The sequence below is a fragment of the Nocardioides sp. YIM 152588 genome (genome assembly GCF_040191335.1).
In the GTDB taxonomy this organism is placed as follows: Bacteria; Actinomycetota; Actinomycetes; order Propionibacteriales; family Nocardioidaceae; genus Nocardioides.
In genome coordinates, this window is the sequence record NZ_JBEGDJ010000006.1 from 49,845 (window position 1) to 71,963 (window position 22,119).

At 74.1% G+C, this 22,119-nt stretch carries 23 protein-coding genes; 12 read left to right on the forward strand and 11 right to left on the reverse strand.

Annotated elements, in window-relative coordinates:
* Nucleotides 1-94: 94 nt before the first annotated feature.
* The 3 genes from ABLM29_RS05190 to ABLM29_RS05200 all read right to left on the reverse strand — a co-directional run bounded on the left by ABLM29_RS05190 (nt 95) and on the right by ABLM29_RS05200 (nt 2,817).
* Nucleotides 95-1,444 (reverse strand): ABC1 kinase family protein, encoded by a 1,350-nt coding sequence (locus tag ABLM29_RS05190; RefSeq protein ID WP_349712872.1) that lies wholly within the window; start codon nt 1,442-1,444, stop codon nt 95-97.
* A gap of 34 nt (nt 1,445-1,478) precedes the next feature.
* The gene (locus tag ABLM29_RS05195; RefSeq protein ID WP_349712873.1) at nt 1,479-2,255 is read right to left on the reverse strand and encodes an alpha/beta fold hydrolase; all 777 of its coding nucleotides are present in this window, start codon (nt 2,253-2,255) and stop codon (nt 1,479-1,481) included.
* Nucleotides 2,256-2,319: 64 nt separating this feature from the next.
* Nucleotides 2,320-2,817: a MarR family winged helix-turn-helix transcriptional regulator gene (locus ABLM29_RS05200; RefSeq protein ID WP_349712874.1), complete on the reverse strand. Its 498-nt coding sequence runs from the start codon at nt 2,815-2,817 to the stop codon at nt 2,320-2,322.
* Nucleotides 2,818-2,869: 52 nt separating this feature from the next.
* Between ABLM29_RS05200 and ABLM29_RS05205 the strand changes: the two genes are divergently transcribed.
* From ABLM29_RS05205 to ABLM29_RS05215, 3 genes are all read left to right on the forward strand, one after another.
* Nucleotides 2,870-4,663 (forward strand): chloride channel protein, encoded by a 1,794-nt coding sequence (locus tag ABLM29_RS05205; protein WP_349712875.1) that lies wholly within the window; start codon nt 2,870-2,872, stop codon nt 4,661-4,663.
* A 180-nt stretch (nt 4,664-4,843) separates the two neighbouring features.
* Complete coding sequence (locus ABLM29_RS05210) at nt 4,844-7,408, forward strand: S8 family serine peptidase (RefSeq protein WP_349712877.1); 2,565 nt, start codon at nt 4,844-4,846, stop codon at nt 7,406-7,408.
* A gap of 118 nt (nt 7,409-7,526) precedes the next feature.
* Nucleotides 7,527-8,468, forward strand: coding sequence for a LuxR C-terminal-related transcriptional regulator (locus ABLM29_RS05215; protein WP_349712878.1), 942 nt, complete (start codon nt 7,527-7,529; stop codon nt 8,466-8,468).
* Between the two features lie 21 nt (nt 8,469-8,489).
* On the opposite strand, the gene ABLM29_RS05220 is transcribed toward ABLM29_RS05215, so the two are convergent.
* From ABLM29_RS05220 to msrA, 3 genes are all read right to left on the reverse strand, one after another.
* Nucleotides 8,490-8,876 carry a VOC family protein gene (locus ABLM29_RS05220; RefSeq protein WP_349712879.1) on the reverse strand — a complete coding sequence of 129 codons (387 nt, stop codon included), beginning with the start codon at nt 8,874-8,876 and terminating at the stop codon, nt 8,490-8,492.
* A gap of 24 nt (nt 8,877-8,900) precedes the next feature.
* Nucleotides 8,901-9,269: a YciI family protein gene (locus tag ABLM29_RS05225; RefSeq protein WP_349712881.1), complete on the reverse strand. Its 369-nt coding sequence runs from the start codon at nt 9,267-9,269 to the stop codon at nt 8,901-8,903.
* An 87-nt stretch (nt 9,270-9,356) separates the two neighbouring features.
* The gene (gene msrA / locus ABLM29_RS05230) at nt 9,357-10,004 is read right to left on the reverse strand and encodes a peptide-methionine (S)-S-oxide reductase MsrA (protein WP_349712882.1); all 648 of its coding nucleotides are present in this window, start codon (nt 10,002-10,004) and stop codon (nt 9,357-9,359) included.
* Between the two features lie 70 nt (nt 10,005-10,074).
* On the opposite strand from msrA, the gene ABLM29_RS05235 reads away from it, so the two are divergent.
* From ABLM29_RS05235 to ilvA, 3 genes are read left to right on the forward strand one after another with little or no spacing between them, the layout of a single operon-like run.
* Nucleotides 10,075-11,235, forward strand: coding sequence for a cystathionine gamma-synthase (locus tag ABLM29_RS05235; RefSeq protein WP_349712883.1), 1,161 nt, complete (start codon nt 10,075-10,077; stop codon nt 11,233-11,235).
* The gene (locus ABLM29_RS05240) at nt 11,232-12,668 is read left to right on the forward strand and encodes an AI-2E family transporter (protein ID WP_349712884.1); all 1,437 of its coding nucleotides are present in this window, start codon (nt 11,232-11,234) and stop codon (nt 12,666-12,668) included. The genes ABLM29_RS05235 and ABLM29_RS05240 overlap by 4 nt, the downstream gene beginning before the upstream one ends.
* Nucleotides 12,661-13,887, forward strand: a complete 1,227-nt coding sequence (gene ilvA, locus ABLM29_RS05245; RefSeq protein ID WP_349712885.1) for a threonine ammonia-lyase — start codon at nt 12,661-12,663, stop codon at nt 13,885-13,887. The genes ABLM29_RS05240 and ilvA overlap by 8 nt, the downstream gene beginning before the upstream one ends.
* 45 nt (nt 13,888-13,932) lie before the next feature.
* Here the strand turns inward: ilvA and greA are convergent, their stop codons facing one another.
* Together greA and ABLM29_RS05255 are read right to left on the reverse strand one after the other, a co-directional pair.
* Entirely contained in the window at nt 13,933-14,448 is a 516-nt protein-coding gene (greA, locus tag ABLM29_RS05250) for a transcription elongation factor GreA (protein ID WP_349712887.1), read from the reverse strand.
* Between the two features lie 273 nt (nt 14,449-14,721).
* A complete protein-coding gene (locus tag ABLM29_RS05255) occupies nt 14,722-15,132 on the reverse strand; it encodes a DUF4307 domain-containing protein (protein WP_349712888.1) in 411 nt (136 codons plus the stop codon).
* 32 nt (nt 15,133-15,164) lie between these two features.
* Between ABLM29_RS05255 and mca the strand changes: the two genes are divergently transcribed.
* The 3 genes from mca to ABLM29_RS05270 are packed head-to-tail and all read left to right on the forward strand — an operon-like array spanning nt 15,165 to nt 16,983.
* A complete protein-coding gene (gene mca, locus ABLM29_RS05260) occupies nt 15,165-16,067 on the forward strand; it encodes a mycothiol conjugate amidase Mca (protein WP_502889169.1) in 903 nt (300 codons plus the stop codon).
* Between the two features lie 47 nt (nt 16,068-16,114).
* Nucleotides 16,115-16,342 carry a hypothetical protein gene (locus tag ABLM29_RS05265; RefSeq protein ID WP_349712891.1) on the forward strand — a complete coding sequence of 76 codons (228 nt, stop codon included), beginning with the start codon at nt 16,115-16,117 and terminating at the stop codon, nt 16,340-16,342.
* Nucleotides 16,342-16,983 carry a LysE family translocator gene (locus tag ABLM29_RS05270; RefSeq protein ID WP_349712893.1) on the forward strand — a complete coding sequence of 214 codons (642 nt, stop codon included), beginning with the start codon at nt 16,342-16,344 and terminating at the stop codon, nt 16,981-16,983. The genes ABLM29_RS05265 and ABLM29_RS05270 overlap by 1 nt, the downstream gene beginning before the upstream one ends.
* Before the next feature lie 48 nt (nt 16,984-17,031).
* Here ABLM29_RS05270 and ABLM29_RS05275 read toward each other — a convergent pair whose 3' ends face one another.
* On the reverse strand, nt 17,032-17,628 hold the full coding sequence (locus tag ABLM29_RS05275; protein WP_349712894.1) for a TetR/AcrR family transcriptional regulator: 597 nt from the start codon (nt 17,626-17,628) through the stop codon (nt 17,032-17,034).
* A gap of 94 nt (nt 17,629-17,722) precedes the next feature.
* Between ABLM29_RS05275 and ABLM29_RS05280 the strand changes: the two genes are divergently transcribed.
* Complete coding sequence (locus tag ABLM29_RS05280; RefSeq protein WP_349712895.1) at nt 17,723-18,973, forward strand: oxygenase MpaB family protein; 1,251 nt, start codon at nt 17,723-17,725, stop codon at nt 18,971-18,973.
* 86 nt (nt 18,974-19,059) lie between these two features.
* Here the strand turns inward: ABLM29_RS05280 and ABLM29_RS05285 are convergent, their stop codons facing one another.
* Nucleotides 19,060-19,941 (reverse strand): 3-hydroxybutyryl-CoA dehydrogenase, encoded by an 882-nt coding sequence (locus tag ABLM29_RS05285; protein ID WP_349712896.1) that lies wholly within the window; start codon nt 19,939-19,941, stop codon nt 19,060-19,062.
* Nucleotides 19,942-20,034: 93 nt separating this feature from the next.
* On the opposite strand from ABLM29_RS05285, the gene ABLM29_RS05290 reads away from it, so the two are divergent.
* Nucleotides 20,035-20,415 (forward strand): MmcQ/YjbR family DNA-binding protein, encoded by a 381-nt coding sequence (locus tag ABLM29_RS05290; RefSeq protein WP_349712898.1) that lies wholly within the window; start codon nt 20,035-20,037, stop codon nt 20,413-20,415.
* 14 nt (nt 20,416-20,429) lie between these two features.
* Here ABLM29_RS05290 and ABLM29_RS05295 read toward each other — a convergent pair whose 3' ends face one another.
* Nucleotides 20,430-20,981 (reverse strand): flavodoxin family protein, encoded by a 552-nt coding sequence (locus ABLM29_RS05295; RefSeq protein WP_349712955.1) that lies wholly within the window; start codon nt 20,979-20,981, stop codon nt 20,430-20,432.
* A gap of 177 nt (nt 20,982-21,158) precedes the next feature.
* Between ABLM29_RS05295 and ABLM29_RS05300 the strand changes: the two genes are divergently transcribed.
* Entirely contained in the window at nt 21,159-22,091 is a 933-nt protein-coding gene (locus ABLM29_RS05300) for a universal stress protein (protein ID WP_349712899.1), read from the forward strand.
* Nucleotides 22,092-22,119: the final 28 nt, after the last annotated feature.

A 22,119-nucleotide genomic window follows, 5' to 3' on the forward strand; every position in this document is an offset into this window, starting at 1 on the left:
GTCACGCCGGACAGGCACTTCGGTCGCTTGACGGGCGTTGCATTGCCTGTCAAGCGACCGAATCACCGGTCGACCGGTGATTCCGACCGCCCCCTCACGCCGGCGCCACGAACCCCGGCACGAACTCCTCCATCAACGCGCGGAACGGCGCCTCGGCGCCGAGCTGGCTGAGCACGCCGACGCCGCCGATCCAGGTGCGGTGGATGAGCAGGTACTGCGGCGGCAGGTTGAGGCGCATGGTCACGGTGTAGGCCGGGTTCCGCGGGTCGTTGATGCGCTGGAACTGCTCGCGCATCCAGTCCCGGGAGAAGCGGAAGCGCTCGACCATGGTCGGCTCCACGAACGGCCCGAGGTAGTCCATCAGCAGCTGCGGGTCGATCTTCATCCGGTCCTTGAGGAAGCCCTCCTCGCGCAGCGCGTCGATCAGCGCGTCGCCGTCGCCGGCGGCGCACAGCGAGATCAGGCGGCCCAGCGACGGCGGCAGGCCGTGCTGGGGGAGCCGGGCGACGGAGCCGTAGTCGAGCACGCCGAGGCGCCCGGGCGAGCCGTCGTCGTTCGGGATGATCCGGAAGTTCCCCGGGTGCGGGTCGGCGTGGAGCAGCCCGGTGCGCGCGGGCCCGGAGAAAAGGAAGCGGGCGAAGAGGCCGCCGTAGTGGTCGCGCTCGGCCGGCGTGCCGTCGGCGATGATCGAGGCGAGCGACGAGGTGGAGTCGAGCCACTCGGTGACCAGCACCCGGGGGCCGACGGCCACGACGTCGGGGACCAGGATGTCGGGGTCCTGGGTGAAGGCGGCGGCGAACTCGCGCTGCGCCGAGGCCTCCAGGTCGTAGTCGAGCTCCTCGGCGGCGCGCGCCTGGACCTCGTCGATCAGCGGCTTGAGGTCCATCCCGGGGGCGAGCGGCCCCGCGATCTTGGCCGCGCGGGCCATCGTCCGCAGGTCGGCCTGCAGCGCCTCGGCGGCCTCCGGGTACTGCACCTTCACCGCCACCCGCCGCTCCTCGCCCGACTCGTCGCGCCAGCGTCCCTGGTGGACCTGCCCGATCGAGGCGGCGGCGGTCGGGCCGCCGTCGAGCCAGACCAGGTGCTCGCGCCAGTCCGGGCCGAGGTCGGCGGTGAGGATCTCGCGCACCGTCTGCGTGGCCATCGGCGGCGCGGAGTCCTGCAGCCGGGTCAGGTTCTCCCGGTACGGCGCGGCCAGCTCCTCCGGCAGCGCCGCCTCCAGCACGGAGAGCGCCTGCCCCACCTTCATCGCGCCGCCCTTGAGCTCGCCGAGGGTGCGGAACAGCTGCTCGGCCGTGCGCTGCTGGACCTCGGTCAGCACCGCCTCGGCCGGTGCTCCGCCGAGGCGCTTGCCGAACCCGAGGGCGGTGCGTCCGGCGTAGCCCAACGGGAGGGCGGCGAGCCGCGCGGTGCGGGCGGCGGCTTTGCGAGGCAGGTCGGCCATGCCGTCATTCTCCCCTCACCTGGCAAGCGGCGGCTCAGGCCGCGGCCGCCAGGGCCGTCCGGACCAGTCCGGCGACCACGTCGGGGTGCTGCACGGCGAGGTGGTGGCGCGCGGCCGGCACGGTGACCACCTCGACGTGGTCGCACTCGTCGAGCACCTCCCGCTCGGCGGCGGTGATGCCGACGTGGTCCTTCTCCCCGTAGACCACCCAGGCCGGTACGCCGGCGTGGCACAACCGCGGCGCGACGGACCCGTGCCGGTCGAGGTAGTCGAGGTAGGCGTGCAGCGCGATCCGCACGGCGTGCGGGTCGTTGCGGGCCAGCTCGGCGGCGAGCGCGTCGTAGCGCTCCGGTGGGAAGTCCGCGCGCATCGAGGGCCCGATCACGCGCAGCGCGAGCCGGAACGGGAGGTCGAGGAGGACCTTGCCGAGGTGGTCCAGCGTGCGGGGGACGAGCGACTCGTCGGTGCGCGACAGGCTCGGCGCGAGCAGCACGACCGGGCCCCGCCAGCGGCCGCTGGCGACCACCTCGAGCGCGACGTTGGCGCCCATGCTGTGGCCGAGTACGACGCGGGCGCCGACCTCGTCGGCCAGGCCGGCGACGAGGCGGGCGTAGTCGGACATGGTCAGGTCGCCCTGCGGCTTGCGGCCGCCGTGGCCGGGGAGGGTCGCCGCGACCAGGTGGACCTCGCTCAGCGCCGCCGCGGCGCCGAGGTCGCGGTAGAACTCCGCGGTGCACAGCGCGCCCGGCAGGCAGAGCACCGTCGGGCCGTCCTGCGGTCCGAGCTCGAGCACGTCCCATCCGGGCGCCATGGCGACCACGATGGCACCGCCCCCGGGGCGAGGGAAGGGCGCCGGCCCGCGAATCGGGCGGGCCTCACCAGCCCAGCAGCGAGGCCGACTCGGGGGAGGGGGCGTCCGGCTCCCCGGCGGCGTCGGCGAACGCCGTGAGCGCGGCGACGAGCTCCTCCCGCCCGGTCGGCGGCATCGCGCGCACGATCCGCTCGATCGCCGCCCGCCGCCGGGCCGTGACCGCGCGGACGAGGTCGGTGCCGGCGGCGCTGGCCTCGATCACCACCTCGCGGCGGTCCCGGTCGCTGGCCCGCCGGTCGGCGTACCCGGCGGCGACGAGGCGGTCGACGGCCCGCACCGCCGTCGAGGGGCCCACGCCGAGGCGCTCGGCGAGGAGGCTGAGCCGGGTGGGCCCGTGGCCCTGGAGCACGACGAGGGTCCGGAACTGGGCGAGGGTCACGTGGTCCTCGACGCCGGCCAGGGAGCGCGCGGAGACCCCGACGAGCGCGCGGGAGGCGGTGAGGAGGGCACCGACGAGCGCGTCGACGTCCTCCGGCTCGCGGGGGTCGGTGGGGGCGTCCATGGGCCACCTCACATTTCGTTGCCTGGAGCAATCGTTGCATAATGCAAGTGATATGTCGCACAGCGCCCCCGCCGCCCTCCCCGCGCCCGCCGGCTCGACCCGCACGCTGCACGCGGCCGCCGGCTGGGACGCCCGCCACTGGCTGCGCGAGTCCGACGGCGGGCTGCTGCTCCTCGCGCTCGGCGTCGGCGCGGGCGCCGCGGGCCTGGGCATCGTCTTCCGGTGGCTGATCCGCACCTTCACGGTGCTCTTCTCCGGCCACGCCGACTACGCCGCCGTACCGGGGGCGAGCAACCCGTGGGTGCCGTGGCTGGGACCGTGGTTCGTGCTCCTCACGCCCGTGGTGGCGGGCCTGCTCTACGGGCCGCTGGTGCGTCGCTTCGCGCCCGAGGCCCGCGGCCACGGCGTGCCGGAGGTGATGTACGCGGTGGCGCGGAACGGCGGCCGCATCCGGCCGCGGGTCGCCGCCGTGAAGGCGCTGGCCTCGGCCCTGTGCATCGGCGGCGGGGGATCGGTCGGCCGCGAGGGGCCGATCGTGCAGATCGGCTCGGCCTTCGGCTCGACCCTCGGTGGGGTGGTCCGGCTCTCGGAGGCCCGGCTGCGGGTGCTGGTCGCGTGCGGCGCCGCCGGCGGGATCGCGGCCACGTTCAACGCCCCGCTGGCCGGCGTCTTCTTCGCGATGGAGCTGATCCTCGTCGACTTCGCCGCGCAGTCGTTCGGGATGGTGGTGCTGGCCGCCGTGACCAGCAGCGCCATCGCCCGGGCCGTGCTGGGGGACGAGCCGTTCCTCACCCTCCCCGACTTCGTCCTGGCCCACCTCTGGGAGTACCTGCTGATCGCGGCCCTCGGCGTCCTCGCCGGGTTCGTCGGAGTCGCCTTCACCCGGGTGCTCTACGCCATCGAGGACGCCTGCGACTGGGCCTGGCGCGGCCCCGAGTGGCTGCGCCCCGCGGCCGGCGGCCTGCTGCTGGGCGGCCTCCTGCTGGTGCTCCCGCAGATGTACGGCGTCGGCTACCCGGTCCTCGGCGACGCCGTGGACGGCCGCTACGCCATCGGCTTCCTGCTCGTGCTGCTGGTCGGCAAGGTGGTCGCGACCAGCCTGACGATCGGGATCGGCGGCAGCGGCGGCGTCTTCGCGCCGAGCCTCTTCGTCGGCGCCATGCTCGGGGCCGCCTTCGGCGAGACCGCGGCACAGCTCTCCGGCGGCGGGGTCTCGCAGGTCGGCACCTACGCCCTGATCGGGATGGGTGCGGTCTTCGCCGGCTCGGCCCGCGCGCCGATCACGGCCGTGGTGATCCTGTTCGAGCTGACCGGCGAGTACTCGATCATCCTGCCGATGATGCTGGCCATCGTGATCGCCACCGGGGTCAGCCACCGCCTCAGCGACGAGACCGTCTACACCCTCAAGCTCCGCCGCCGCGGGATCGACCTCGGCCGGCCCGAGCGGATCCGGGCGCACGACCGGGTCGCGGACCTGATGCTGCCGGTCCCCGAGCCGGTGCGCGAGGGCGACCGCCTGGCCGACGTGGCCGGACGGCTCGCCGAGGAGCGGTCGGGCGCGCTGCCGGTGGTGGACGCCGCCGGCGTCTTCCACGGCGTGGTGACCGCGCGGGCCGCGGCCGAGGAGCTCGCCGCCGGCGGGCACGACGCCGACCCGGTCGCGATGGTCGAGGAGTGGCCCGTCCGGCTGCGGGCCGACGACTCCGTCGCCGACGGGCTGGCCGCGCTGGAGCGCAGCGGCGCCCCCGCCGTACCCGTGCACGGACCCGCGGACGGCCCCGACGCCGACGACGTCGTCGGCTGGCTCACCTTCCAGGCCGCGTTGGCCGGCTCCGTGCGCACCTGACCCCGTCGCCGGCCCGACGTGATCTCGGCCACCGCCTCGGAGCGGGCGATCGCGCCGTTGCGCGATCGCCGCCACCGAGCGGCGTCGTGATCCCGCCATGGCGGTTTGTCGCCCGCCCCAGGGACTTGGCGGGGCCCGTCCGGTCGGCGTCTCATGCTCCCTGTGAAACGTTCAAACCTCTTGCTCGCCACGGGCGCACTCGTCGTCCCCACCGTGCTCGTCGGCGGCGCCCTCAGCGCCACCGGCGCGCCCGACCACCAGCCGGACGTCGAGCGGATCGTCCTGCTCGACCCCGCCAAGGCCGCCGTCCACGCCGCCCCGGGCCGGGCCCGGAAGGCCGCGTTGGCCGAGGTGCGCGCCGACCAGGGCGCGCTGGAGGCCGCCGCCGACGGGGCGGGCATCGACCTCGCCGTCTCCGACCGCTTCGAGTACGTCGTGAATGCTGTCTCGGTCAGCGTTCCCGCGGACCAGTTGGCCGACCTCGCGGCGCTGCCCGGCGTCACCGGGGTCGTCGAGCCGGTCGTCTACGCGGCCCCGGAGCCGGTCGCGGAGACCGCCGCGGAGATCCTCGAGAAGGCGCTGGAGGCCGCGACCCGGACCCGCAAGGGCAGGGGCGACGTGACCGTCACCGACCTGACCGGCGTCCCGGAGGCCCACCGTGCGGGGTTCAGCGGCGCGGGCGTCGAGATCGGCATCATCGACTCGGGTCTGGCCTACGACCACCCCGCCTTCGCCGGCCGGTACCTCGGCGGCTACGACTTCGCCATGGGCGACGACGACCCGTACGACGACGTCATCGGCTCCGCCGCCGGTCACGGCACCCACGTCGCCGGCATCGCGCTGGGTGACGACGAGCACATGACCGGGGTCGCGCCCGAAGCCCGGGTGCGCGCGTACCGGGTCTTCGGCAGCGGCGGCGGCGCCAACGACGACGTCATCCTCGCCGCGCTCGACCGGGCCGCCGCCGACGGCGTCGACGTGGTCAACATGAGCCTCGGCGACCCGAAGCAGCGCAGCACGAGCCCGGTGGCGCTCGCGGTCAACCAGCTCTCCGACTCGGGCGTCCCGGTGGTGGTCTCCAACGGCAACGGCTTCGCCGGGCCGTTCTCCGGCTCCGCCCCCGGCGTGGCCGAGAAGGCCATCGCCGTCGGCAGCGTCTACAGCGACTCGATGCCGTGGCTCGCGTTCTCGCTGAACGACGGCTCGGAGGAGACGATCCCGTTCGAGATCGGCAACCGCAACGCGAACGCCCCGTCCTCGGGCAGCGCCGAGGTGGTCGAGGTGACCACCGGGTGCGAGCCGCTCGAGGCCGGCAGCCTGGACGGCAAGGTCGCCCTTTTCGCCCTCCGGTACGGCGACTACACCTGCCGCGCGATGGACCAGGCGCGCACCGTGCGCGCCGCCGGTGCCGTCGCCGGCCTGCACTACAACCCGCGCACCTCCGAGGACCTGTTCACCACCTCGGTCTGCTGCGGCGCCGCGATCGACATGCCGATCGCGCTGATCCGCGGCCGCGACGCCGACCGCATCCTGGAGGCCGACTCCCCGGTCATCACCTGGGGCGCCTACTACAGCGAGTCCCGCGACGAGTCGCTGACCGGCATGACGTCGTTCGGCTCCGCGTGGGGCCCGGGCAGCGAGATGGAGTTCAAGCCCGACGTGTCCGCGCCCGGCGAGTACATCTTCTCCACGGTCACCCCCGCCCAGGGCTACTACGGCCAGAAGGCCGGCACCTCGATGGCCGCGCCGCACGTGGCCGGGATCGTCGCCCTGATGCTGCAGGCCGACCCGACCCTGACGCCGGAGGAGATCCGCGAGGTCCTCGCCAACACCGCGACGCCGATGGGCTTCACCGGTGACCCGGACCGGGGCCTGCAGCCCACCGCCCAGCAGGGCGCCGGCCGCGTCAACGCCGTCCGGGCCCTGGCGGTGGTCACCGGGGCCGCGCCGACCGCGAGCCCGTCCCGCCTCGCCTTCGGCGACCTCGAGGGCCGCCAGGCGGTGCAGAGGATCGAGGTGGGGAACGACGGCGACGAGGCGGTCACCTACGCCGTGACGCACGAGGCCACGGTCTCGGCGGAGCCGCCGTACACCCACTACTGGGTGCCGAACGACGCCGCGAGCTCCGTCTCCTTCAGCCGCGAGACGATCACGGTGAGGGCCGGCGCCTCGCAGTCGCTGACGGTGAAGGTCCGCGAGCCCGGCAGCGTGCCGGAGGGCACCCTGCTCGGCGGCTGGGTCGTGCTCACCCCGACGACGCCCGGCCACGGGACCATCCGGGTCCCGTACCAGGCGCTGGCCGGCGACCGCGACGCCGTCTCGGCGATCAACCCGACGCTGACGGCGATCAACACGAAGATGGACAACCCGTCGCTGCGGCCGTCGTACAGCTTCAACAAGAGCGTTCCGGTGACGCTGGACTACTCGGACGCGCTGACCACCAACAACACCGCGTACCTGCTGGTCTCGCACGGGTTCCCGCTGCTCGAGCGCTACCGGATGCAGGTCGTCGACTCCCGTGGCAACGTCGTGGCCACGCCGTTGGACGAGGCCTGGACCTTCCGGATCTCGGGCGCCGGCACCGGCTACCAGATGCTCACGTGGGCCGGGAAGGACGACGACGGCGACCCCGTCGCCGCCGGCACGTACCGCCTGCGGCTGGTCTTCGAGAAGGCGCTCGGCGACGCCGACGGCGCTCCGGCGACGGAGACCTGGAGCTCGCCCGACATCACCGTGGTCCGCTGACCCTCGGGTCACCTCAGCGCCGGTGCCGGGGACCGATCATCGGTCCCCGGCACCGCGTGCGTCACCGCCCATGAGCGACAATGCCCACCGCAGCGTTCCCGCACGGCGGAGGGGTCGGTTGGCACTGGACTACCTGGGCGTCGCTCCCGACGAGGAGCGGGTCTACCGGGCGCTGCTGTCCCGCCCGGACGGGCACGCCGCCGAGCTCGCCGACGTGCTCTCGCTGCCGCCCGGCCGCGTCGCCGTCGCCCTGGAGGGCCTGGTCGCCCGCGGCCTGGCGACGCCCCGCGCGGGGGAGCGGTTCTCGGCGATCTCGCCCGACATCGCCCTCGGCTCGCACCTCTCGGACCAGCGTGGGCGCCTGCACGACGCGGAGCTGGCGCTCGCCGAGCTGGTCGAGGCCTACCGGACCAGCGCGCTCGGCAACGCCGAGCGCGAGCTCATCGAGGTCGTCCACGGGCCCGAGGCGGTGCAACGGCGCTACCTGCAGCTGCAGCTCGGCGCGACCGAGCGGATCGACACGTTCGTGACGGGCCGGCCGCAGGTGGTCAGCGACCGCAACACCGAGGAGGCCACGGTGCTGGCCCGCGGCATCCGGGCCCGGGCCGTGATCGACCGCGACTTCCTCGCCGAGCCGGACGGCGTGCGCAACGTCGAGGACTCCCTCGGCGCCGGGGTCGAGGTGCGCGCGACCAGCCAGATCCCGCTCAAGCTCATCGTCGTCGACGGCCGGCTGGCGATGCTGCCGCTGCTCGGCCGCGGGGACGGGGTGGACCCGAGCCTGGTGCTGCGCGGCGGCCTCGCGCACCTGGCGCAGGGCCTGTTCGACGCAGTCTGGGCGCGTGCCCGGCCCTACGGCACCACCAGCGAGGCACTGGACCCGGTGGACAGCCGGATCATGCAGCTGCTGCTCGCCGGCTTCACCGACGCGGCCGTCGCCGGCCAGCTCGACCTGTCCAGCCGCACCGTGCAGCGCCGGATCAGCGCCCTGATGGGGCGCGCCGGCGTCGCCAGCCGCGTGCAGCTCGGCTGGCACGCGCGCGAGCACGGCTGGGGCTGACCCGCGCCGGCGGGCGCTCGGTCAGGCGCGCTTGGCGACGAGCTCGACCAGCGTGCCGTCGGGGTCCCGGACCACCGCGTTGCGGTTGTCGTTCCCGGTGTCGTGCGGCTCGGTCACCACCGGCGCCCCGCTCGCGGTGACCGCGGCGAACGCCTCGTCGACGTCGTCGACCCAGAAGACCAGCGACATCGCCGGGCGGCCGACGTCGGCGTCCAGGCCGTGCACGCGCCGGGCCGCCTCGGCGGTGCTGACCCCGAGGACGAAGCCGCCCGCCCGCATCTCGACGTGCTCGGGCACGCCCTCGAGCGGCGTGCGGAACGTCTCGGGGAGCCCGAGCAGGCCCTGGTAGAAGCCCAGGGAGGCGTTGATGTCGTCGCTGAAGACGTTGACCAGTCCCGACGTGATCACCACCCCAGGGTAGGGGCGCGGGGCTCAGGCGGGCCCGACTTCTTCGGGCTCCGGCTGAAACCGGCGTACCTCCTGCGGCCAGCCGCAGGCGACCGCGACCTTGCCGGCCCAGAACGCGGCCGCCTCCCGGTCCGGTACGTCGACGACGGTGATGCCGCCGAGGAACTCCTTGGTCTCGGCGTAGGGACCGTCGGTGACCAGGACCGTGCCGCTGGTCGCGTCCACGCTGAACGCGTCCTCGATCTCCTCGTCGAGGCCGCCGGCGAAGACGAAGACGCCCGCCTCCTTCATCTCGTCCAGGGCCGCCATGGCCAGCGGGCCGCGCGAGCGGAACCACTCCTCGGTGTGGTCGCCGACCCACTGCTGGTTGAAGTAGATGGCGTACTGGGGCATGTCTCCTCCTGCGGTCGGTGTCACGCGGGCAGACCTCGTGGCCGCCCTCACCTCATCGACGAACGGCGGCGTCCCGATACGACACCCTCAGGTGGGGAACGGGACCCCGGTGTTGGCGTGGCAGCGGTAGCCGTGCGGCACCTTGTGCAGGTACTGCTGGTGGTGCGGCTCGGCGTAGAAGTAGTGGCCCGCCGGCCTGATCTCCGTGGTGATCTCGCCGTAGCCGCGGCGCGCGATCTCGTCGCCGTACACCTTCGTCAGCTCGGCCGCGACCTGCTCCTGCTCGGGGGAGTGGGTGTAGATCGCGGAGCGGTACTGGGTGCCGATGTCGTTGCCCTGGCGCATGCCCTGGGTGGGGTCGTGCACCTCGAAGAACCGCTTGACCAGGTCGGCGTAGGAGACCTCGGCCGGGTCGAAGACGATCCGCACGGCCTCGGTGTGCCCGGTACGCCCGCTGCACACCTCCTCGTACGTCGGGTGCGGCGTGGTGCCGCCGGCGTAGCCCACGGAGGTGGACCAGACGCCGGGGACCTGCCAGAAGATCTCCTCGGCGCCCCAGAAGCAGCCGAGGCCGAACTCGGCGACCTGGAAGCCGTCGGGGATGTTGGACTCGTCGGTCACCAGCGGCGTGTGCAGGACCTCGTGCAGCGTCGGCGCGACGAAGGCGGGAGCAGCCCGACCCGGCAGCGCCTGGGCGGGGTCGACCATCTCGGTCTTGCGGCGGGACGTGAACATGCCCCTATTGTCCCCGCCTCGCCAAGTCTCACTCCTCGGGGATCGCACCGGTCGTGAGTAGGCTCGCGGGGTGAGTGAGCGCGACCTCGTCAAGAGCGGGTTCGAGACCCGCGCGGTCCACGCCGGCTACGAGCCGGATCCGACCACCGGGGCGGTGATCCCGCCGATCTACGCGACCTCGACCTACGCCCAGGACGGCGTCGGCGGGCTGCGCGGCGGCTACGAGTACAGCCGCTCGGGGAACCCGACCCGGACCGCGCTGGAGGAGACGCTGGCGGCGCTCGAGGGCGGCAGTCACGGCTTCGCGTTCGCCTCCGGCCTGGCGGCCGAGGACACCCTGGTCCGGGCGCTGTGCCGCCCCGGGGACCACGTGGTGCTGCCCGACGACGCCTACGGTGGCACGTTCCGGCTCTTCGACAAGGTGGAGAGGGCGTGGGGGCTGGAGCACTCCCCGGCACCCGTCTCGGACACCGACGCGATCGCCGCGGCCATCCGGCCCGGGCGGACGAAGCTGGTCTGGCTGGAGACGCCGACCAACCCGATGCTCACCATCGGCGACATCGCCGCCGTCGCCCGGGTCGCCCACGACGCCGGTGCCCTGCTGGTCGTCGACAACACCTTCGCCTCCTCCTACCTCCAGCAGCCGCTGTCCCTGGGCGCCGACGTGGTGGTGCACTCGACGACCAAGTACGCCGGGGGCCACTCCGACGTGGTCGGCGGCGCCCTCGTGGTGGACGACGCCGACCTGGCCGAGCGGATCGGCTACCACCAGAACGCGATCGGCGGCGTCGCCGGGCCGTTCGACTCCTGGCTCGTGCTGCGCGGGCTGAAGACGCTGGCGCTGCGGATGGAGCGGCACAGCGACAACGCCGAGCGGGTGGTGGAGTTCCTCGCCGACCACCCGGGCGTCACCGAGGTGATCTACCCGGGCCTGCCCGGCCATCCCGGGCACGAGGTCGCCGCCCGCCAGATGCGCCGCTTCGGCGGCATGGTCTCGTTCCGCGTCGCCGGCGGCGAGGAGCGGGCCCTCGCGATCTGCGCGGCCACCGAGGTCTTCACCCTCGGGGAGTCGCTCGGCGGCGTGGAGTCGCTGATCGAGCACCCCGGCCGGATGACCCACGCCAGTGTCGCGGGCACGGACCTGGAGGTCCCGGCCGACCTGGTCCGGCTCAGCGTCGGGATCGAGACCGCCGAGGACCTGCTCGCCGACCTGGGCCGGGCCCTCGGATGAGCGATCACCGCGGGACCGGTCCGGGGGAGCACGGGGAGCCGGAGGAGTACGCCGAGCCGGCCGAGGACCACGCCGAGGAGCAGTCCGCCGAGGGGCAGTCCGAGGGGCAGTCCGAGGAGCAGGCCCACCGCCGCGGCCGCCGGCTGCCCCGGCTGCTGGCGCGCGGCGACGGCGGCGATGGCGACGACGACCGGAACGAGACGCCGGAGGAGCGCGCCGAGCGGGAGCACCGCGAGCACGAGGAGAACCTGCTGCGCCGGTTCGCCCACCAGTGGGCGACGGTCCGCGAGGAGCGGCGCTCGGAGCCCGCGCCCATCGCGGGCGGCCCGTCCAACCTGCGCCGGGCCGAGGTGCCGTGGGCGCTCGACGTGGCCGCCAGCTGGGCGTGGCGGCTGCTGCTGATCGGCGCCGCGGCTTACGCGCTGATGTGGCTGCTCGGCTTCTTCTCCGTGGTCACGGTGCCGCTCGCGATCGCGCTGCTGATCAGCGCGCTGGCCAGCCCGTTCGTCGAGGGCCTGCGGCGGATCGGCCTCCCGCGCGGGATCTCGGCGCTGCTCGTCGTGCTCGCCGGGTTCGCGCTCGTCGGCGCGCTGCTCACCTTCGCCGGGCAGCAGGTCGCGGCGGGCGCCACGGACCTGGCCGACTCCACCGTCGAGGGCCTGGAGGAGATCCGCACCTGGCTGCGCGACGGTCCGCTGCACGCCAGCGACTCCCAGATCAACGACTACCTCAAGAGCGCCCAGGACCTCATCCAGGAGCGCTCCCAGGACGGCGAGGTGATCAGCCAGGTCACCGAGGTGGGCAGCGCCGTGGGCCACGTCGTGGCCGGCTTCTTCATCTCGCTGTTCGCCACCTACTTCTTCCTCGCCGACGGCGACCGCATCTGGGGCTGGCTGGTCCGGATCGCGCCCCGCGCCGCCCGGGAGCGCGCCGACAGCTCGGGCCGGGTCGCCTGGGTCTCGCTGGTCCAGTTCGTCCGGGCCACCGTGATCGTCGCCCTCGTCGACGCCACCGGCATCGCCATCGGCGCCGCGATCCTGGACGTGCCGTTCGTGCTCGCGATCGGCGTGCTGGTCTTCCTCGGCGCCTTCGTGCCGATGATCGGTGCCACCATCGCCGGCGCCGTAGCGGTGCTCGTCGCCCTCGTCGACCAGGGGCCGGTCACGGCGCTGCTGATGTTCGCGGTCGTGATCGGCGTGCAGCAGCTGGAGGGTCACATCCTGCAGCCGTTCCTGCTCGGCCGCTGGGTCTCGCTGCACCCGCTCGGCGTGATCGTGGCGATCGCGGCGGGCGTGCTGGTCGCCGGCATCGTCGGCGCGCTGGTCGCGGTGCCGCTGGCCGCCTCGGCCAACGCGGTCATCCAGCACCTGGCGGCGCCGTCGATGCCCCCCGAGGCCGTGGAGGACGCCATCGAGGGAGGCCATGATGGGTGACGTGGTCCTCGACGTGGCGGACGTGGAGGCGGCGCGGTCGCTGGTCGACGAGGTCGCCGTGCGCACGCCGCTGATCGAGTCCCGCTGGCTCGGCGGGCTCCTGGACCGGCCGGTGTGGCTCAAGTGCGAGAACCTGCAGCGCACCGGGTCGTTCAAGGTGCGCGGCTCCGCGGTCCGGATCGCGCGGCTCGACCCCGAGGTGCGCGCCCGCGGCGTCGTCGCAGCCTCGGCCGGCAACCATGCGCAGGGGGTGGCGCTGGCCGCCCGCCAGCACGGCATCCCGGCCACGGTCTTCATGCCCGAGGGCGCGCCGATCAACAAGGAGCGGGCCACGCGCGCGTACGGCGCGGACGTGGTCTTCGCCGGGCCGACGCTGGAGGACGCGCTCGCCGCGGCGGAGCAGCGCGCCGCCGAGACCGGGGCGACGCTGATCCACCCGTTCGACCACCGCGACATCCTGGCCGGCCAGGGCACCGTCGGGCTGGAGGTGCTGGAGCAGTGCCCGGACGTGGCGACCGTCCTGGTCCCGACCGGTGGCGGCGGCCTGCTGGGGGGCATCGCGGTCGCGGTGAAGGCCCGCCGTCCCGACGTACGGGTGATCGGGGTGCAGGCGGCGGAGGCCGCGGCGTTCCCCGCCTCGCTGGCGGCCGGCCACCCGATCCGGCTGACCGAGATGCACACGATGGCCGACGGGATCGCCGTCGGCCGGCCCGGCGAGCTCACGCTGCCGCTGGTGCGCGACCACGTCGACGAGATCGTGACCGTCTCCGAGGAGGCGCTCTCCCGGACGCTGCTGGCGCTGCTGGAGCGCGAGAAGCTGGTCGTCGAGCCGGCCGGGGCGGCCGCGGCCGCGGCGGTGGCCGCGGCGGCGCTCGACGGCACCGCCGACGACCTCACCGGCCCGGTGGTCGTGCTGCTCTCCGGGGGCAACGTCGACCCGCTGCTGCTGGGCAAGGTGATCCGGCACGGCATGACCGCCGCCGGGCGGTACCTGACACTGCAGGTCACGATCCCCGACCTGCCGGGCGGCCTGGCCCGGCTCCTGGTCGAGGTCGCCGACGCGGGGGCCAACGTGCTGGAGGTGGTCCACGAGCGGACCTCGCCCCGGCTCCACATCGGCGAGGTCGAGGTGCACCTGCAGCTGGAGACCCGGGGCGAGGAGCATGCCGCAGCCGTCGTCGAACGGCTGCGGCAGCACGGCTTCGTCACCGGCCGGTGACGATCCGGGTGGTCGCGGTGGCGGTCCCTGACGGGACCGGTCGGGTCAGCTGGTGAACGGCTTCGCGTCGAGGATGATCACGGTCTGCGGGCGGCCGTTGACCTCGTAGGTGACGCTCTCGCCCTTGCTGCGGCCGTTGATCGCGGCACCCAGCGGGGCCTCCGGGGTGTAGACGTCGACGTCGTCGGACGGCGCGGCCTCGCGGGAGCCGAGCAGCAGGAAGGTCTCGGCCTCGTCGTCGTCGTCGCCGTCGAACTTGTAGGTGACGAGCATGCCGGGCTCGACGACGCCGTCGTCGGCCGGGGTCTCGCCGATCTCGGCGCGGCGGATCATGTCCTCGAGCTGCGCGATGCGGGCCTCGTTCTTGCCCTGCTCCTCGCGGGCGGCGTGGTAGCCGCCGTTCTCCTTGAGGTCCCCCTCGTCGCGGGCGGCACTGATCTCGGCCACGATCTCCTGGCGGCGGGGACCCTTGAGGTGGTCCAGCTCGGCCTGCAGCTTGTCGAAGGCCTCCTGGGTCAGCCAGATGGTGTTCTGGCCCCCGAGGTGCTCGGTCTGCGTCATGGCTTCACTCCTGAGTGCTGCTTGGTTACGGGTACTGCTCCGCATCGGGTGATGCGGTGTACGCCGTCGGACACGTTCGTCGCGGCGCGGGGCCATCCGGTCGTGGGCCACACGGTCGCCTCGACGTCTGCGTGTTTCACGCTAGCGGTCCGCGGCGCGACCTGGACGGCAGATACCCCAGTTTAACAACCGACCGGGGACAGCACCGAGTTCTCGGCAACCCCGCCCCGGCGCGGGCCGGGGTGCGGGCGGGGGTTCGGGCCGTCGACCGGGTCAGCGCGGCCGGGGCTGTCCGGGGGCCGTGCAACCGAGCCACTCGACCGTCGTGGCGCGCCGGTCGGTGCTCACCTCGTAGGTGTGGTCCGGGCCCTCCGCGGGGTCCGGGTGCACGGTGATCTCGCCGACCACGGTCTTGTCGTGCGCGATCGCCCGGATCGTGCACGCGGCGTCGACCGGCTCGTCGCCGTACTTGAGGCGGACGGTGATCGTCGCGGTGTGGTCGTCGAGGATGTCGTGGGTGAGCTCCTGGGAGGCCACCGGCGGGTCGGCGTTGAACATCGTCGCCCAGGCCAGCCAGACCAGCAGCGCCGCCACGATCACGCCGCCGACGACCGCGACGACGAGGCGTGCGCCGCGCGACGGCGCGCCGTAGCGCTGCTGCAGGGAATCGTGGTCGGTGGTCACCGGTTCATGGTCGCATGACGTCGATTCCTACGATGGGGGGCATGTCCGCTGACCGCCCCGCCCGCACCGGGCTCCGGCTCATGCACGTCCACGCCCATCCCGACGACGAGTCCAGCAAGGGGGCGGCCTCCACGGCGAGGTACGTCTCCGAGGGCGTCGACGTCCACGTGGTGACCTGCACCGGGGGTGAGCGCGGCTCCGTCCTCAACCCGAAGATGGACCGTCCCGACGTGCTGGCCAACATCACCGAGATCCGCCGCCAGGAGATGGAGCGGGCGCGCGACATCCTCGGGATCACCCAGGACTGGCTGGGCTTCGTCGACTCCGGCTGGCCCGAGGGCGACCCGAAGCCGCCGCTGCCGGAGGGCTGCTTCGCGCTGGTCCCGCTGGAGGAGTCGGTGGAGCGGCTGGTGGCGCTGGTGCGCTCGTTCCGGCCGCACGTGATGACGACGTACGACGAGCGTGGCGGGTACCCGCACCCCGACCACATCCGCTGCCACCAGGTGAGCGTGGCCGCGTTCGAGGCCGCCGGCGACCCCGACCGCTTCCCGGAGGCGGGCGAGCCCTGGCAGCCGGCCAAGCTCTACTACCACCACTCGTTCAACCGGCCCCGGATGCAGGCGCTGCACGACGCGATGCTCGAGCACGACCTGGAGTCCCCGTGGGCCGAGCGGCTCAAGGAGTGGAAGCCGGAGCCGGAGTGGGACGCCCGGATCACCACCCGGGTGCCCTGCGCCGACTTCTTCGGGGTCCGCGACCAGGCGCTCCTGGCGCACGCGACCCAGATCGACCCCGACGGCTTCTGGTTCGCGATCCCGCGCGAGCTGCAGGAGAAGGTGTGGCCCACCGAGGACTACGAGCTGGTCAGCAGCCACGTGGAGAGCGCGGTGCCCGAGGACGACCTGTTCGCCGGGATCGTGCCGGACCCCGCCTGACCGACACCGGGTCCGGGCGGAGCCCGGTGCCGACCTAGACTGGGCCCATGTACGCCGGTCTCTCGTCGCTGCTCCTCCTCGCCCAGGAGGTGCCCGAAGACAATGACGTGGTCGCGGGCTGGATGGGCTTCACCGTCTTCATCGGCCTGATCATCGCGGTGGCGCTGCTCGGCTGGAGCCTGACCCGCCACCTGCGCAAGGCCGACCGGGCCGCCGAGGAGGGCGCGTTCGACCCGTCCGAGCCGAAGCGGCGCCCGGGCGCGCGGGACCTCTGATGGTCGGCGCCGACCAGCTCCTGGGGTTCGGGCTGGCGGCGCTCGTGGTGATCGTGATCCCCGGGCCGAGCGTGGTCTTCACGGTCGGCCGCGCCCTCGCCTACGGGCAGCGGGTGGCCGTCGCCACGGTGGCCGGCAACACGCTCGGGCTCTTCGTCGTGATGTGCCTGGTCTCGGTCGGTCTCGGCGCCGTGGTGGCGCGCTCGCAGGCGGTCTTCACCACGATCAAGCTGCTGGGCGCGGCCTACCTGGTGTGGCTCGGCGTCCAGGCGCTGCGGCACCGCCGCGCGCTCCGGGTGAGCGCGGAGGCCGACGGCCCGGTGCTGGGCTGGGGCACGGCGGTGCGCCAGGGGTTCGTGGTCGGCGTCAGCAACCCCAAGGGCTTCCTCCTCTTCGCGGCGCTGCTGCCACCGTTCGTGGACCGCGCGGCCGAGGCCGCGCCGGTGCCCGCGCAGATGCTGGCGCTGGGGCTCTTCGCGGTGCTGGTGGGGCTGGTCTGCGACTCGGCCTGGGCGCTGGCCGCCGGCCGGGCGCGGGAGTGGTTCGCGCGCTCGCCGGGCCGCAGCGCCGGGCTGGGCACGGTCGGCGGCACGTCGATGATCGGGCTCGGCGTCGCGCTCGCGCTCCTGCCCGAGCGCTGACGGCCGGCCCGGTCGCTCCGGCTCCGGCTCCGGCTCCGGGTCGGGGCCTCAGGCGACCAGGTACGCCGTCACCATCGTGACGATCTCGTCGAGCACCCGCTCGCGCTCGAACGCCGGCCGGTCCAGGGTCCAGTGCAGCGCCACGTTCTCGACGGCGACCACGATCACCCACGCCGCCAGCGCGACGTCGGGCCGGCGGGTCGCGTTCGGCCGGGCGGCGAGGTAGGTCGCGATCAGGTCGCGGACGCGCCGCTCCAGCGCGGCGCGGCGCTCCCGGTTGGCCGACTGCGGCAGCTCCTGGGCCAGCACCCGGAGCAGCGCGGGATCGGCCTCCAGCGCCCGCAGCAGCGCGTCCGCCATGGCGCGCAGCGTCTCCGGCCCGAGCGGCTCCGGCCCGATCCGGTCGCTGAGCGAGGCCGCGACCTGCTCGGCCACCTCGTCCCAGTAGCGGTCGATGACGACGGTGAGGATCGCGTCCTTGTCGGCGAAGTACTGGTAGAGCGAGCCCGGGCTCACCCCGGCCTCGGCCGCCACCCGGTTCGTGGAGAAGGCGTCGTACCCCTGCTCGGCGAGGACGGCGCGGCCGGCGGCGACGATCCGCTCGACGGTCTGCCGGGAGCGGGCCTGGCTCGGGTTCCTCCGCATGGGCGCAGTCTGTCACCGGGCGGCGGCGCCCCGGGCGACCCCGCGCCGGAAAGGCGAGTTGAAAGCGAGCAAATGCTCGCGTCAGGATGGCGCCATGACCAGTGAGGTGCTCCCCGCCGCGTTCCCCAGCCGCTACCGCGAGGCCGAGGAGCGCTCCCGCCGGATGGGGCGCCCGCTGCGCGCCTTCGGGCGGATCGACGGCGTCGACGAGGAGCTGATGGAGCGCGTCGGGCGCGGGTTCTCCGAGCGCGACGAGCTCGGCGCGCGGCTCGCCGAGGCGATGCGGACGCGAGCCGACGACCCGGGACGGGTCACCATGGAGCAGTTCCGCGCGGCCCTCGACGGCGGCCTCGAGGCGGTGCCCGACGCACCCGCTGCGCTCGCCGACTTCATGGCCGAGGTGCAGGCGGTCCCCGACTGGGTGGACTGGGCGCGGATCGAGCGCGGCGGCCTCGTCTTCCGCCGCCTCGGCCAGAACGCGGCCGACGTGCTGCTCCAGCTCGCGCTCATCGGCGGCTACCGGTTCGGCGGACCCACCGACCTGCTGGTCGCCACCGGCGGCCTCACCGGGGACATGACGCGGCGCCGCCTCGCCGAGACCCAGATGTGGGGCGACAGCCTCGCCGACCCCGGCGCGCTGCGCCCGCCGGCGGGCGGACGGCCGGGCGGCCAGGGGTGGCGGCTGACCGTGCACGTGCGCGCCATGCACGCCCTGGTGAACCACGCGTTCGCGCCGCGCTGGGACGCCGGGCGCTGGGGCCTGCCGATCAACATGTCCGACCAGGCCTCGACGCTCGGCCTCTTCGACGGGGTGCTGATCATCGGCTGCCGCGCCCTCGGCGTACCGATCAGCGGGCCGGAGTCGCGGGACCTGATGCACCTGTGGAAGTACGTCGGCTGGCTGATGGGCGTGCACGAGGACTTCCTCGTCGACACCGAGTGGGAGCGGCACCGGATCAACTACCACGTGCTGCTCGCGCAGGCCGACATCTCCGACGCCGGGCCGCAGCTGACCCAGGCGATCGTCGCCGCGCAGGCGCAGCGGACCTTCCCGGGCTGGCCGCCGGCGCTGCTGCCGCTGCGCCGGCGCTTCGAGACCGAGCGCCTGCTCAGCATGCTCTCGGTCTTCCTCGGCCGGGAGAGCATGCGCGAGCTCGGGCTGCCGCTGCGACCGCCGTGGGCGCACCTCTACATCGCCGCGCTGAACACCGCGCGCTACCGCGTGGTCGGCCGCGTGCCGGCGGGCCGGCGCTGGCTGGAGGGCTGGGGCGCGCGTCGCGGCGAGGCGGTCGTGCGCAGCTACTTCGCCGGCGAGGCGGCCGGGCTGGGGGAGCTCAAGCGCTGAGGCGCGTCGTCACATCCCGATTGGCCCTGAATCCGCCGAAAAGGGGGCCAATCTGGATGTGACGACGCAGCCAGCGCCGACCCGCCTCAGTAGGTGTAGAAGCCGCGGCCGGTCTTGCGGCCGAGCAGGCCGGCCTCGACCATCCGCGCGAGCAGCGGCGGCGGGGCGTAGAGGGGCTCCTTGAACTCCTCGTACAGCGACTCCGCGACGGCCTTGGTGGTGTCCAGGCCGATCAGGTCGGCGAGCGCCAGCGGGCCCTGCGGGTGGGCCGCGCCGCGTACCAGGCCCTCGTCGATGTCCTCGGCGCTGGCGAAGCCGGACTCGTACATCCGGATCGCCGAGAGGATGAACGGGATCAGCAGGGCGTTGACGACGAAGCCGGCGCGGTCCTGGCAGTCGATCGCCTTCTTGCCCAGGCCCGTCTCGACGAACGACCGGGCCGCCTCGGTGGTCTCCTCCGAGGTCATCAGCGACGGCACCAGCTCCACCAGGGAGAGCACCGGCACCGGGTTGAAGAAGTGGATGCCCATCACCTGCTGCGGGCGCGAGGTCGCGACCGCCAGCTTCATGATCGGGATCGAGGAGGTGTTGGAGGCCAGGATCGCCTCGGGGGAGATGACGATCGCGTCGAGGCGGGCGAACAGCTCGGTCTTGGCCTGCTCGTTCTCCACGATCGCCTCGACCACGAGGTCGCGGTCCGCCAGCTGCTCCAGGTCCGCGACGAAGCGGATCCGGGCCAGTACGCCGTCCGGGTCGTCCAGCTTCCCGCGGTCGGCGGCGCGCTTGAGCGACTTCTGGATCCGGGCGCGGGCCGCGTCGGCGGCCTCCTCGGTGGCCTCGGCGACGATCACGTCGCGGCCCGACCGGGCGCACACCTCCGCGATGCCGGAGCCCATCAGGCCACCGCCCACCACGCCTACCTTGACCAGGCCGCCCTCGGGGGCGCCCGTGGCGCTGTCGATGCTCATCTCGCTCCTTCGTGCCGGGATCCCGCTCACGGTAGTCCCGCGCGCGCCCGTACGAGGCACCGGGGCGGGGGCGGTCTGTGGCACGCTCGGCGGGTGGCCTCCCGCAGACCCGCGCGCCCCGACCTGCCACCGGAGTGGGTGGCCCGGCTGCGCGCGATCTGCGAGGCGTTCCCCGACTGCCGGACCGAGTCGGCGTGGGTCGGCGTGCGCTGGCGGGTGGGTGGCGCGACGGTCGCGCACGCCTTCGGCGGGGAGGACCAGCTCTTCCGGATCACGTTCCGCGCCGAGCCGGACGAGGTGATGGCCTTCCGGCACCTCGGTCCACCGTACTTCAAGGCGGAGTGGGGCGGCAACGTGGTCGGCCTGCTGCTGGACGAGGAGACCGACTGGCAGGAGCTGGCCGAGCTGCTCACCGACTCCTACTGCCTCCAGGCGCCGCCGCGGCTTGCGACCAGGGTCGCCCGACCGACCTGAGAGGAGAAGCGCGGTCAGCCGCGGTGGTCGTGCCGGTCGCGGTCCCCGACCGCCCCGGCGCCGGTGCCGAGCGCGGCGCCCCACTCGCGTGCCCGGTCCAGTTCGCCGGCGGCCAGCGGACCCTTCACGTCGAGGACGAGGAACGTCGCCCGGTCCACGACGGTGAAGCCGCAGGCCCGCAGCACCCGCGCCGCGCGCCCGGCCGAGCCGGGGAGGCGGCGCACCTTCTGCGCGCGGGTGTCGAAGACCGCCACCCGCGGGCGGTCCTCGAGGCGGGGGAACGCGGCGTCGACCGTGGTCAGCCACTCCCGGACACCCGTCACCGCGCGCGCGGGGTCCGCCCCCTGCCGTACGGCGTCCTCGCGGGTGCTGGCCCGGCTGAGGGAGAACGCGTGGGTCGGAGCGCCCACGACGAGGAGGCCGCAGCCCGCCAGGTCGTCGGGCTCCAGGCGCCCGACGTCGACCGTCGCGGTCGTGGCGCCCGCCGCCTCGAGGCCGGCCGCGATCCCGCTCGCGATCTGCTCGGTGTTGCCGAACATCGACTCGTAGACGACCACGGCGTGCATCGTGCTCAACTCCCCAGGTCGGTCCCCGTCCTCCTTCAGTCAACCGCCCCGGCGCGGCGCCGATCAGGGCCGTCGGACCGGGGCCGCGGCGGTCCTTGGTCCCTAGGGTGGCGCGGGGTCGCGGGTGCAGTGTGGAGGGTGCACCGGTCGCGGTCGCGGTCGAGCCGAGGAGGAGCGATGCTGGACAGCAATCCCAATCCCGTCATCGTGGCCGTCGGCCACGAGCCGATCGAGGCCGCGCTGAGGTTCGCCGTGGCCGAGGCCCGTCGCACCGGCTGCGGCGTCCACCTGGTGCACACCCTGCGCCGGCAGCACGACGGGCCCGAGTCGGTGCTGGTGACCATCTCGGACCGGGAGTTCGTCGGCCGGCAGGCCCTCGAGGCCGCCCGCGAGCGCACCCGCGCCCTCCTCGGCGACGACCTGCCGATCAGCGCCGAGATCCTGCACGGCCCGGTCGTCTCCGCCCTGGTCTCCGGCAGCGCCGAGGCGCGGATGATCGTGCTGGAGCACCGGGACCTCTCGACCCTGCGGCGGGTGGTCACCCGGTCGACGGCCTCCGGGGTCGCCGCCCGCGCCCGGGTGCCCGTGGTCTCCGTGCCCGCGCGGTGGGACCCCGATGCCCCGCGGCCGGCCGAGGCGGCCGTCACCGTCGGCGTCGACATCCCCGACCGCGCGGAGCAGCTGCTCCGGGTGGCGGCCGCCGAGGCGCGCGCCCGCGGCGCGGTGCTGCGGGTGCTCCACACGTGGTCGCTGCCCGCGCCGTACGAGGACCTGGTGGTGACCCGCACCGAGGACGACCGCTGGGGGGAGCGGGCGAACGCCGAGATCAAGCGGATGCTCCAGGGCCTGGGCGAGGACGTCGACGGGGTCACCGTGCAGGTGGACACCGTGCACGCCCCGGCGCCCGACGCGCTGATCGCGGCGAGCCGGGAGTCCGAGCTGCTGGTGGTCGGCCGGCACGACCCCGTCGTCCCCTTCGGCTCGCACCTGGGGCCCGTCGCGCGGGCCGTGCTCAACGAGACCGCGTGCCCGATCATGCTCGCCGACCCGCGGCCGGTGCTGCGCTGGGGCGACCACTCCGAGGAGACGCAGGAAGAGGCGCCGGTGTGAGCCCCGCGCGCGGCGGTAGGGTCGCTGC